Consider the following 11,597-nt stretch of genomic DNA (forward strand, 5'->3'; position numbering starts at 1 on the left):
CGAAGGGCTGTTCCCCAGGAACGGCCGCGCCAGACATGTTCATGTCAGGCACGTTCATGTCATGCACGTTCACGCAAGACACGTTCACGCAAGACAGGCAGGGAGAGACGCTTGAGCCAGATCCTGACACCGGAGCCGCTGACCGCCGAGGCCTTCGCCCCCTTCGGCACCGTGATCGAGGCCCGGTTCGAGGCGAGTTATCTGATCAACGAGGGGCGCACCCGGCGTTTCCATGCGCTTGCCGCCACCGATCCGGGCGCGGACGGCGAGATTGTACTGTCCGTGTTTCGCGGCACGCCATGGCCGAGCCCGGTGACGATTCGCATGCTCGAGCGGCATCCGCTGGCCAGCCAGGCCTTCGTGCCGATGGAGCGGCACCCCTGGCTGGTGGTCGTGGCCGAGGCCCCGAACGCCGCCGCCTGCCGCTGCTTCCTGGTACGCGGCGACCAGGGCGTGCAGATCGCGCGCGGTGTCTGGCATCACCCGTTGCTGGTGCTGCAGCCCTTGCAGGATTTCCTCGTCGCCGACCGTTCGGGGCCGGGCAACAACCTGGAGGAGGTGTTCTTCCCCGATGGCGAGGCAGCCGTGCTGGCGCCCGTCTGACGCCGGGCCGATGTCTTTATGGTGCCTGTCCGGTCCGTGGCGGGATGCCGCCACGGGCCGTCAGAACACCAGTTTCGGCAGGAAGGTCGCCACCGGTGGCAGCAGCCAGATCAGCGCGATGCCGGCGATTTGCAGCAGAATGAAGGGAATGACGCCGCGATAGATCTGGCCCGTCGTCACCTCGGGCGGCGCGGCGCCGCGCAGGTAGAACAGCGAGAAGCCGAAGGGAGGCGTCAGGAAGGACGTCTGCAGGTTGATCGCGATCAGCACCGACAGCCAGACCGGGTCGTGACCCATCAGGATCAGCGCGGGCGCGACCAGCGGCAGCAGGATCACCGAGATCTCGACGAAATCGAGGAAGAAGCCGAGCACGAAGACGAGCGCCATGACGAACAGCAGGGCACCGTCGGGCCCGCCCGGCATGTTGGCCAGGAACGCCTCCACCCGGTGGTCGCCGCCAAGCCCGCGGAAGACCAGGGAGAAGACGCTGGCGGTCAGGATCGTTGCGAAGATCATCGCGGTGACCGACAGGGTTGAATTCATCACCGGCTTGAGGACGTCGGCGCGGAAGGTGCGGGCCAGCGCCTGGCAGATGGCGGCCGCCGCCACCGCGACGAGCAGCGTCGCGAGACCGCCGACGAGCCAGTCGGCAAGGCCCGCGTCGTCGCGTTGCAGGCGGACCGGATGCACGCCGATCAGCACGGCAAGCAGCGCAAGGCTGATCGCACCGGCGATGACGAGGCGGGGAGTGCCGGCCGACAGCCGGGCGCTGGCCATCAGCAGGGCTCCGATGGCGCCGACCGAGGCGGCCTCGCCCGGCGTCGCGATGCCGCCCAGGATGGATCCCAGCACGGCGATGATGAGCAGCACCGGCGGCAGGATGGCGCGCGCCACCTGGGTCCGCGAGGGGCTCTCGTCGAGCTGTGCCATCGCCGGAGCGGATGCCGGCTGCAGCCAGGCCTTGACCAGCAGGTAGATGATGTAGATCGCCACCAGCGTCAGGCCCGGCAGCAGCGCGGCCGCGAAGATCTGGCCGACCGAAATGGTCTCGATGGTGAACTTGCCTTGCGCGTATTGCGCCTGCTGGTAGGCGTTCGACATCACGTCGGAGAGGATGATCAGCAGCGTCGAGGGCGGAATGATCTGGCCGAGCGTGCCCGAGGTGCAGACGATGCCGGAGGCAAGCCTGGGATCGTAGCCGTTGCGCAGCATGGTCGGCAGGGCGATCATGCCCATGGCGACCACCGTCGCGCCGACGATGCCGGTGGAGGCGGCAAGCAGCGCGCCGACCAGCACGACCGAGATGCCAAGGCCGCCGCGCAGCGTGCCGAACAGGCGGCCGGCGGTCTCCAGCAGGTCTTCCGCGATGCGGCTTTTCTCCAGCACCACGCCCATGAAGACGAAGAGCGGAATGGCGATCAGCACGTCATTGGTCATCAGCCCGAAGACGCGCTGGGCCAGCGCGCCGAGCAGGCTCATGTCGAACTGGCCGGTGAACCAGCCGAGGACGGCGAAGAGCGTGGCGATGCCGGCCAGCGTGAAGGAGACCGGGTAACCGATCAGGATCGCCGCGATCAGGGCGGCGAACATCAGGAGATCGAGCGGCAGCATCAGGCGGGCGTCCCGTCATTGGGGGAGGGCGCGGCGAAGCGCGCGATGTCGCGCAGCAGGCAGGCGAGGCCCTGCAGGGCGAGCAGCAGGCAGAAGGCGGGGATCAGCGACTTCAACAGGAAGGATGCGGGAATGCCGCCCACCGAGATCGCCCCTTCCATGACCGCCCAGGCGTTTCTGACGGACGGCCACGACCACCATGCGAGGATCGCCATCGACGGCAGCAGGAAGAGAACCGCGCCGCCGGCATCGATCGCCGCGCGGCCGCGTCTTGCCGCCCTGGCATAGAAGATGTCGACCCGCACATGTCCGTCGACGAGCAGCGTGTAGCCGGCGCCGAGCATGAACAGGGCCGAATGCATGTAGAGCACGCCCTCGTTCAGGAAGATGAAGCTGATGCCGTAGACATAGCGCAGCACGACGACGGCGAACTGCAGCAGCACCATGAAGAGCGCCAGCCAGCGCACCGTGGCGCCGACGGCGCGGTTGACGAGGTCGAGCCTGTCGGCGAGGCGGTCGAGCACGGGCGGTCCTCTGGTCGGGGCTTGAACGGGGCGGGTTGGACCGCGGGCCGTTTCCGGTCCGCGGCCTCGTGAACAATGACCTTGTTAGTACTTGTAGTCCATGGCGCGGGCATTCATCTGCCCGTTATCCGCATAGGTCATGTAGGCCGACACCGAGGCGCGGTAGCCGAGGAAGCTCTCGGTGATGCGGCGCACCAGTTCGTCGTCGTTCTCGCGCAATTCGCCGATGACCTCGCCGGCGGCGTTGCCCATGGCGACGATCACCTCGTCGGGCAGCTTCTTGACCTGGACGCCCTGCTCGGCGACCAGCTTTTCCAGCGCCAGGGCGTGCTTGGTCGTGTACTCGGTCCACACCGGATTGTAGAGGCTCGAGCAGGCGACGCTGACGGCCTGCTGGAGGTCTTCCGGGAGGGCCTCGTAGGCGGCCTTGTTGACGGCGCATTCCTCGGCCGAGGACGGCTCGCCGACGCCGGGCCAGTAGTAGTTCTTGGCGACCTGGTAGAAGCCGAGGGCCGAATCCGACCAGGGGCCGATGAACTCGCCCGCGTCGAGCGCGCCGGACTGCAGCGCCTGGAACATGTCGCGCCCGCCCATCGCCTGCACGGCCATGCCGAGCTTGGCGCACATTTCCGAGGCAAGCCCGGTGGTGCGGAAGCGCAGGCCCTTGAGGTCGTCGACGGAGTTGATCTCGCCCCGGAACCAGCCGGCCCACTGCGGACCCGAGTTGCCGCACAGGAACGGCTTCAGGCCGAAGCGGCCATACATCTCGTCATAGAGTTCCTGTCCGCCGCCATGGGCGAGCCAGCCGAACTGCTCGTCGGCGCGCAGGCCGAACGGCTGCGAACCGAACAAGAGGATGCCCTTCGACTTGGAGCCCCAATAGGCGGGAACCGCGTGGTAGAGCTCGGCGGTGCCTTCGGAGACGGCATCGAAGACGCCGTTGCCCGGCACCAGTTCGCCGGCGGCAAAGAGCTGCACCTCGATGCGCCCGCCCGACAGGGCGGTGATGCGGTCGGCCAGCATCTGGGCGGCGACGCCCGGACCGGGAAGGTTCTTCGGCCAGGCGGTGACCATCTTCCAGCGCCTGACGTCCTGGGCGATGGCCGGGGCGGCAAGGGTGGAAGCGGCGGCGGTGGCAACGGCGCCGACACCGGCGGTCTTCAGGAAATCACGTCTTTTCATGGTGCACGATCCTCTGGTTGGTCTTCGTTCACGTCTTCCATGGGGCGACACGCCCCGCAACGGCCCCTGGCCGCCCGTCCTCAGTTTCCAAGGATGGCGGGCAGCCGCAGGCCGTGTTCCTTCGCGCAGTCGAGCGCGATGTCGTAGCCGGCATCGGCGTGACGCATCACGCCGGTGGCCGGATCGTTCCACAGCACCCGCTCGATGCGGCGCTCGGCGTCCTCGCTGCCGTCGCAGCAGATCACCATGCCCGAATGCTGGGAAAAGCCCATGCCGACGCCGCCGCCATGATGCAGGCTGACCCAGGTGGCGCCCGAGGCGCAATTGAGCAGCGCGTTGAGCAGCGGCCAGTCGGAGACGGCGTCCGAGCCGTCCTTCATCGCCTCGGTCTCGCGGTTGGGCGAGGCGACGGAGCCGGAATCGAGATGGTCGCGACCGATCACGACGGGCGCCTTCAGCTCGCCGTTCCTCACCATCTCGTTGAAGGCAAGGCCGAGCCGATGGCGGTCGCCCAGGCCCACCCAGCAGATGCGCGCCGGCAGCCCCTGGAAGGCGATGCGCTCGCGCGCCATGTCGAGCCAGCGATGCAGGTGGGTGTTGTCGGGCAGCAGTTCGCGGACCTTGGCGTCGGTCTTGTAGATGTCCTCCGGATCGCCGGACAGCGCCGCCCAGCGGAACGGGCCGACGCCGCGGCAAAAGAGCGGACGGATATAGGCCGGCACGAAGCCGGGGAAGGCGAAGGCATTTTCCAGCCCTTCCTCCAGCGCCACCTGGCGGATGTTGTTGCCATAATCGAGGGTCGGCACGCCCAAGTTCCAGAAGTCGACCATGGCGGCGACATGCTCGCGCATGGAGGCGCGCGCCGCCTTTTCCACGGCCTTGGGGTCGCTCTCGCGCTTCGCTTCCCACTCGGCCATGGTCCAGCCCTTGGGCAGGTAGCCGTTGATCGGGTCATGCGCCGAGGTCTGGTCGGTGACGATGTCCGGCTTCACCCCGCGCCGCACCAGTTCGGGGAAGATGTCGGCGGCATTGCCGAGCAGGCCGACGGACTTGGCCTCGCCCGCCTTGGTCCAGCGCTCGATCATCTCCAGCGCCTCGTCGAGCGTTTCCGCCTTCTCGTCGACATAGCGGGTGCGCAGGCGGAAATCGATGGAGTCCGGGTTGCACTCGACGGCGAGGCAGCAGGCGCCGGCCATGACGGCCGCGAGCGGCTGGGCGCCGCCCATGCCGCCAAGGCCGCCGGTGAGGATCCACTTGCCCTTGAGCGAGCCGCCGTAATGCTGGCGGCCGGCCTCGACGAAGGTCTCGTAGGTGCCCTGCACGATGCCCTGGCTGCCGATATAGATCCACGAGCCGGCGGTCATCTGGCCGTACATCATCAGCCCGGCCTTATCGAGCGTGTTGAAGTGGTCCCAGTTGGCCCAGTGCGGCACCAGGTTGGAATTGGCGATCAGCACCCTCGGCGCGTCCTTGTGGGTGCGAAAGACGCCGACCGGCTTGCCCGACTGGACGACCAGCGTCTCGGTCTCCTCCAGGTCGCGCAGGGTGGCGACGATGCGGTCGAAATCGTCCCAGGTGCGCGCCGCCCGGCCGATGCCGCCATAGACGACGAGCTCGTGCGGCTTTTCGGCGACGTCCGGATCGAGATTGTTCATGAGCATCCGCAAGGGGGCCTCGGTCAGCCAGGACTTCGCGGTGATCTCGGTGCCGGTGGCGGCCCGCACGGTGCGGCTGTTGTGGCGGGGATTGGTCATGGATTTCCTCCGGATCTAAAGCTTGCCGTCGAGCGCGAGGCGTTCCAGACGGGTGAGCAGGGTCTTGAGATGGGCGCGCAAGGGGGCGGCCTTCGCCGCGTCATAGGCAAAGGGCGCGCTTTCGCTCGCCAGATGGGTCGACTGGGCAAGCTCCATCTGGATGGCGTGGACATTGTCCGAAGGCCGGCCGTAGTGGCGCGTCGTCCAGCCGCCCTTGAAGCGGCCGTTGAGCACGCAGGAATAGCCCTGCGCCCCGCCGCAGACCTCGACCGCCGCCTGCTGGATCAGCGCATGACAGGTCTCGCCGCCATTGGTGCCGATGTTGAAGTCGGGAAGTTTGCCGGCAAATAGAAACGGGATATGCGAGCGGATCGAGTGGCAGTCATAAAGGATCGCCACCCCGTGGATCGCCTTCACCCGCGCGATCTCGTCGGCCAGCGCCGCATGATAGGGGGCATGGAACGCCGCGCGCCGGGCTTCGACGTCGGCTGGCGTGGGTGCTTCGCCGTCCTTCCAGATCTGCACGCCGTCGAAATCGGTCTCCGGCACCAGCCCGGTCGTGTTCTGGCCCGGATAGAGGCTGGCGCCGGCAGGGTCCCTGTTGGCGTCGACACAATAGCGGTGGAACGTCGCGCGCACGCTGGTCGCATCGTCCAGCAGCCCGTCATAGAGCGTGTGGATGTGCCAGTCCGTGTCGGCAAGCTCGAGCCCGCGCGCGTTCAGCCGGGCGGCGATCGCCTCGGGCACATGGGTGCCCGTGTGCGGCAGGCCGAGGATGACCGGGCTCGTGCCCTGCCGGATCTCGACGGGCTCAATTTCGGCGGGGGCCATGTCGGGGGAGAGCGTCATGCGGCCTCTCCCAGAGTGATCAGGCTCTCAACGCTGGCGACCGCGACCAGTTCGCGGCTGGTGACGAGGCGGGCGGCGAGTTCAAGGTCCGGCGCCATGTAGCGGTCGACCTCGAGGGCTGCGACATGCTCGCGCAGCCGCGCGATGACGGCTTTCAGCGGCGCGCTGGTTACCAGCGGGGCGCGGTGCTCGATGCCCTCGGCCGCGCAGAGCAGCTCGACGCCGAGAATGACGGCGAGATTGGCGTTCATGCGCACAAGCCGCCGCGCGCCATGGGCGGCCATCGAGACATGGTCTTCCTGGTTGGCGCTGGTGGGGGTGGAATCGGTCGAGCAGGGATGGGCGAGATGCTTGTTCTCGCTCATCAATGCGGCCGTCGTCACCTCGGCGATCATCATGCCGGAGTTGAGACCGGGATCGCGGGCGAGGAAGGGCGGCAGGTCGAAGGACAGCGTCGGATCGACCATCAGCGCGACGCGGCGCTGGGCGATGGCGCCAAGCTCGGCAATGGCAAGCGCGATCTGGTCGGCGGCGAACGCCACCGGCTCGGCGTGGAAATTGCCGCCCGAGACGATGCGGCCCTCGTCGATCAGCACCAGCGGGTTGTCGGTCGCCGCGTTCGCCTCGATCTCCAGCGTGCGACCGGCCATGCGCAGCAGGTCGACGCAGGCGCCGGCCACCTGCGGCTGGCAGCGGATGCAATAGGGATCCTGCACGCGGCTGTCGCCGGTGCGGTGGCTCTCGCGGATCTCGGACCCGTCCATCAGGGCGCGCATGGCGCTCGCGACCTCGATCTGGCCGCGATGGCCGCGCAGCGCATGGATCTCGGCCAGGAGCGGCGCGGTCGAACCCATGATCGCGTCGGTCGAAAGGCTGGCGGTGACCAGCGTCGCTTCCGCCAGCCGCCAGGCGGTGAACAGCCCGACAAGGGCGCAGGCGGTGGAGAACTGCGTGCCGTTGATGAGGCCGAGGCCTTCCTTGGGGCCGAGCACGACGGGCGCGAGGCCGGCCTTGGCGAGCGCCTCGGCGCCGGGCATGCGGCTGCCCCCGAACTCGGCCTCGCCGGCGCCGATCAGGACGGCGGTCATGTGGGCAAGCGGTGCGAGATCGCCCGAGGCGCCGACCGACCCTTGCGCCGGGACGACCGGCGTGACGCCGCGCGCAAGGCAGTCCTCGATCAGTTCCATCACCTCGAAGCGCACGCCCGACGCGCCGCGCCCGAGCGACAGGAGCTTCAGCGCCATCATCAGCCGGGTGGTGGCGGTGTCGAGCGCCTCGCCGACGCCGCAGCAATGGGAGAGAATGAGATTGCGCTGCAGCGTTGCCGTGTCGCCGGGGGCGATCTTGACGCTGGCCAGCTTGCCGAAGCCCGTGTTGACGCCGTAGACGGCCTCCTCGCCGCGCGCCGCCTCCGCCACCCGGGCCGCGGCCTTGTCGATGGCCGGCCTTGCGGCGCGGTCGACGCTGACGGCGAGCTCCTCCCGGTAGACGCGTTCGAGATCGGCGAGCGTGACTGCGCCCGGCGTGAGGGTAAGGAGGCTCATTGCGCGGTTCCCGGACTGCTTTTTGGTGCGATGCGCTCGAAGAGCGGGTTGAAGCCGATGCGATAGGTAAGCTCGGCCGGGGTCGCGACGTCCCACACGGCAAGATCGGCGATCTTGCCGTCCTCCAGCGTGCCGAGATCGGCGGCAAGGCCGAGTGCGCGCGCCGCCTCGCGGGTGACGCCGGCAAGGCATTCCTCCGGCGTCAGGCGGAAGAGGGTCGCGCCCATGTTGAGGGTCAGCAGCAGCGAGGTCATCGGCGAGGAGCCGGGATTGCAGTCGGTCGCCAGCGCGATCGGAACGCCGGCGGCGCGCAGGGCGGCGACCGGCGGTGCCTGTGTCTCGCGCAGCGTGTAGAAGGCGCCGGGCAGCAGCACCGCGACGGTGCCGGCGGCGGCCATCGCATCGACGCCGTCCTGGCCGAGATATTCCAGGTGATCGGCCGACAGCGCGCCGTAGCTGGCGGCAAGCCTGGCGCCGCCGAGATCGGAAAGCTGTTCGGCATGGAGCTTGACCGGCAGGCCGAGCGCCTTTGCCCTGTCGAAAACCTGCACCATTTCCTGCGGCGAAAAGGCGATGCCCTCGCAGAACCCGTCGACCGCATCGACGAGCCCGGCCGCATGGGCCTTGTCGAGCCCGGGCAGGGCGACCTCGTCGAGATAGGCCTGCGAACGGCCCTTGTATTCGGCCGGCACCGCATGGGCGGCAAGCCAGGAGGTGACGACGCGGATGTTGCGCTCGCGCCCCAGCCGCCGCGCGGCGGAAAGCATGCGGATCTCGTCGTCGACGGTCAGTCCGTAGCCGGACTTGATCTCGATGGTGGTGACGCCCTCCCTGATCAGCGCGTCGAGGCGGGGCAGCGCCGAGGCGACGAGATCGTCCTCGCTGGCCGCCCGCGTTGCCGCGACGGTGGAGACGATGCCGCCGCCGGCGCGAGCGACTTCCTCGTAGGAGGCGCCCTTGAGGCGCAGTTCGAACTCGTTGGCACGGTTGCCGCCATGGACGACATGGGTGTGGCAGTCGATCAGGCCGGGCGTGACCAGCCGTCCGCCGAGCGACCGCTTCGGCCAGCCGGAGCAGGCGGCGGGAAGCGTGGCGGCGGGACCCGCATGAAGGATGCGCCCGTCGGCGCCGACGGCAAGCGCCGCGTCCTCGACAAGGCCGTATTCCGCCTCGCCGGCGCACATGGTTGCAAGCCGGATGTCGACGAGCACGATCGGCGGCTGCACGCCGGACGCGGGTCCGGACAGGCTGGCGCTGTCGGTGCCGGTGGTTGCTCCGGGCATGGCCCCTCCCAAGGCTTGGCAATGGTGCGAAGGTTCCGAAAATGTCGGAATATGTGTTTGTTTAATTACGATATGTATGTACATAATTGTCAATCGCAAAAATGGGGCGGACGCATGAGGATTTGGGCGGAGACGGCCCTGGTGGCCGGGAAATGGGCGGAAAAGGTCAGCGTGGAAATCGATGCTGACGGGCGGATCGGCACGGTTTCCCAAGGAGTTGACCGGGAGACGGCGGCAGCCGACCGGGCGGTCGCGATCCTGCTTCCCGCCGCCTCGAACCTGCACAGCCACGCCTTCCAGCGGGCGATGGCGGGCCTCAGCGAACGCAGGGGGCCGGGCGCGCATGACACGTTCTGGACCTGGCGCGAGATCATGTACCGCTTCCTCGGCGCCTTCACGCCGGAGACGATCGAGGATGTCGCCGCCTTCGTGCAGATGGAGATGCTGGAGGCGGGCTACGCCGCCTCCGCCGAGTTCCACTATGTGCGCAACCAGGCCGACGGCACGCCCTATGCGGACCCGGCCGAACTGTCGCGCCGGATCGCCGGCGCCGCCACGCGCTCCGGTATCGGGTTGACGCTGCTGCCGGTCTACTATGCCACCGGCGGGCTTGACCGGCGCCCGCTTGCCGGAGGCCAGAAGCGCTTCGGTTCCGATCTCGACGGCTTCGCCCGCCTCATCGAGGGGGCCGAGGATGCCGTCGCCGGCCTTGCCGCCGATGCGCGGCTCGGCATCGCGCCGCATTCGCTGCGCGCCGTGCCGGCCGAGGATCTCGCCCATGTGGCGGCCTTGCGGCCCGACGCGCCGCTGCACATGCACATCGCCGAGCAGACCGGCGAGGTCGAGGAAGTGCTTGCCGCCTATGGCCGTCGTCCGGTCGAGTGGCTCTTCGACAACCACGCCGTCGATGCCCGCTGGTGCCTGATCCACTGCACCCACCTGACGGCGGACGAGCGCCGGGCGATCGCGAAAAGCGGCGCGGTGGCCGGCCTTTGCCCGATCACCGAATCGAGCCTTGGCGACGGAATCTTCGACGGCGCTGCCTATCTCGCCGATGGCGGTCTGCTCGGCATCGGCTCGGATTCCAACATCCGCATCGCGCTCTCTGAGGAACTGCGGACGCTGGAATATTCGCAGCGCCTGCGCGACCGGCACCGCGCCGTGCTGGCGACGCCCGACCGCTCCTGCGGCCGGCGGCTCTATGACGAGGCGCTTGCCGGCGGGGCAAGGGCGCTCGGCCGCGACAGCGGCGCGATCCGCCCCGGTGCCTTCGCCGACCTGGTCGCGCTCGATGCCGGGGCTCTGCATCTGGAGGGGCTTTCCGGCGACACGCTGCTCGATGCCTGGATCTTCGCCGGCGACGATAGGCTGGTCGCGGATGTCTGGTCGGCCGGCCGCCATCTGGTGACGAACGGCCGCCACATCGCCCGCGACGCGATCGAGGCGGGCTATCGCCGCGCCATGAAGAGCCTGAGGCAGAGCCTTTGACGCGGCAACCGACCGGCGCGGAAGACGGTGTGGCGGGGGCGGTCGCCGAGGCCCGCATGCCGGTCTCCTTCCGCACCATCAAGGCGGAGATCCTCAAGCGCATCCATGCCAGGGTGTGGCTGCCAGGCGAGCTGATCCCGGGCGAGGAGGATCTGGCGCGCGAGTTCGGCTGCGCCCGCGTCACCGTCAACCGGGCGCTGCGGGAACTGGCCGAGATCGGCATCATCGAGCGCAAGCGCCGCGCCGGCACGCGCATCGCCGAGCATCCCTTGCGCGAGGCGCGGCTGGAAATTCCGGTGGTGCGCGTCGAGGTCGAGGCGCGCGGCGCCCAGTACCGCTTCTCCATCCTCAGCCGCAAGCGCATGGATGCGCCCGAACCGGTGCGCGCCCGGCTCGACCTGCCGGCCGACGCCGAGATGCTGCATGTGCGCTGCCTGCATTTCGCCGACAACCGGCCCTGGCAGTTCGAGGACCGCTGGATCCATGTCGCCGCCGTGCCCGAGATCGCGCAGGAAAGCTTCGACACGCTCAGCCCGAACGAGTGGCTTGTGAAGAACGCGCCCTTCTCGGAAATGGAGATCGGCCTCAGCGCGGTGGCGGCAGATGCCGAGGAAGCCGCACTTCTGGGGCTGGAGCGCGGCACGCCGCTCTTCGTTTTCGACCGCACCACATGGCTGCTCGACCAGCCGATCACCCATGTGCGCATGCTGCATCCGCCGGGCTACCGGATGGTCTCCCGGTTCTGAGGGGCGGGATGTC

The 11,597-nt window shown here is 68.6% G+C and carries 10 protein-coding genes; 3 read left to right on the top strand and 7 right to left on the bottom strand.

The annotated features are described in order from the left end of the window. Nucleotides 1–111 precede the first annotated feature (111 nt). Nucleotides 112–603, top strand: a complete 492-nt coding sequence (locus tag RBB46_RS11625; RefSeq protein ID WP_306029152.1) for an ureidoglycolate lyase — start codon at nucleotides 112–114, stop codon at nucleotides 601–603. A gap of 60 nt (nucleotides 604–663) precedes the next feature. Here the strand turns inward: RBB46_RS11625 and RBB46_RS11630 are convergent, their stop codons facing one another. From RBB46_RS11630 to hutI, 7 genes are all read right to left on the bottom strand, one after another. Further along, complete coding sequence (locus RBB46_RS11630; RefSeq protein ID WP_306029261.1) at nucleotides 664–2,217, bottom strand: TRAP transporter large permease subunit; 1,554 nt, start codon at nucleotides 2,215–2,217, stop codon at nucleotides 664–666. Next, nucleotides 2,214–2,738 carry a TRAP transporter small permease subunit gene (locus RBB46_RS11635; protein WP_306029153.1) on the bottom strand — a complete coding sequence of 175 codons (525 nt, stop codon included), beginning with the start codon at nucleotides 2,736–2,738 and terminating at the stop codon, nucleotides 2,214–2,216. The genes RBB46_RS11630 and RBB46_RS11635 overlap by 4 nt, the downstream gene beginning before the upstream one ends. Nucleotides 2,739–2,822: 84 nt before the next feature. After that, nucleotides 2,823–3,920 carry a TRAP transporter substrate-binding protein gene (locus RBB46_RS11640; protein WP_306029154.1) on the bottom strand — a complete coding sequence of 366 codons (1,098 nt, stop codon included), beginning with the start codon at nucleotides 3,918–3,920 and terminating at the stop codon, nucleotides 2,823–2,825. A gap of 80 nt (nucleotides 3,921–4,000) precedes the next feature. Then, nucleotides 4,001–5,674, bottom strand: coding sequence for a urocanate hydratase (hutU, locus tag RBB46_RS11645; RefSeq protein WP_306029155.1), 1,674 nt, complete (start codon nucleotides 5,672–5,674; stop codon nucleotides 4,001–4,003). A gap of 15 nt (nucleotides 5,675–5,689) precedes the next feature. Continuing rightward, nucleotides 5,690–6,490 (bottom strand): N-formylglutamate deformylase, encoded by an 801-nt coding sequence (hutG, locus tag RBB46_RS11650; protein ID WP_306029262.1) that lies wholly within the window; start codon nucleotides 6,488–6,490, stop codon nucleotides 5,690–5,692. Nucleotides 6,491–6,519: 29 nt separating this feature from the next. Beyond that, complete coding sequence (gene hutH / locus RBB46_RS11655; protein ID WP_306029156.1) at nucleotides 6,520–8,067, bottom strand: histidine ammonia-lyase; 1,548 nt, start codon at nucleotides 8,065–8,067, stop codon at nucleotides 6,520–6,522. Then, nucleotides 8,064–9,251 (bottom strand): imidazolonepropionase, encoded by a 1,188-nt coding sequence (hutI, locus tag RBB46_RS11660; protein WP_306029263.1) that lies wholly within the window; start codon nucleotides 9,249–9,251, stop codon nucleotides 8,064–8,066. The genes hutH and hutI overlap by 4 nt, the downstream gene beginning before the upstream one ends. 213 nt (nucleotides 9,252–9,464) lie before the next feature. On the opposite strand from hutI, the gene RBB46_RS11665 reads away from it, so the two are divergent. Beyond that, nucleotides 9,465–10,838, top strand: a complete 1,374-nt coding sequence (locus RBB46_RS11665) for a formimidoylglutamate deiminase (protein ID WP_306029157.1) — start codon at nucleotides 9,465–9,467, stop codon at nucleotides 10,836–10,838. Then, nucleotides 10,835–11,584 carry a GntR family transcriptional regulator gene (locus tag RBB46_RS11670; RefSeq protein WP_306029158.1) on the top strand — a complete coding sequence of 250 codons (750 nt, stop codon included), beginning with the start codon at nucleotides 10,835–10,837 and terminating at the stop codon, nucleotides 11,582–11,584. Before RBB46_RS11665 ends, RBB46_RS11670 begins: the two co-directional genes overlap by 4 nt. Nucleotides 11,585–11,597: the final 13 nt, after the last annotated feature.

Origin of the sequence: Stappia sp. MMSF_3263, from assembly GCF_030733745.1 — a bacterium.
Classification (GTDB): Bacteria; Pseudomonadota; Alphaproteobacteria; order Rhizobiales; family Stappiaceae; genus Stappia.

What these genes read in the sequence shown, in the direction of transcription:
- RBB46_RS11640 (WP_306029154.1), bottom strand. Translation starts at nt 3,920, where the DNA reads ATGAAAAGACGTGATTTCCTGAAGACCGCCGGTGTCGGCGCCGTTGCC.
- hutU (WP_306029155.1), bottom strand. Translation starts at nt 5,674, where the DNA reads ATGACCAATCCCCGCCACAACAGCCGCACCGTGCGGGCCGCCACCGGC.
- hutI (WP_306029263.1), bottom strand. Translation starts at nt 9,251, where the DNA reads ATGTGCGCCGGCGAGGCGGAATACGGCCTTGTCGAGGACGCGGCGCTT.
- hutH (WP_306029156.1), bottom strand. Translation starts at nt 8,067, where the DNA reads ATGAGCCTCCTTACCCTCACGCCGGGCGCAGTCACGCTCGCCGATCTC.
- RBB46_RS11665 (WP_306029157.1), top strand. Translation starts at nt 9,465, where the DNA reads ATGAGGATTTGGGCGGAGACGGCCCTGGTGGCCGGGAAATGGGCGGAA.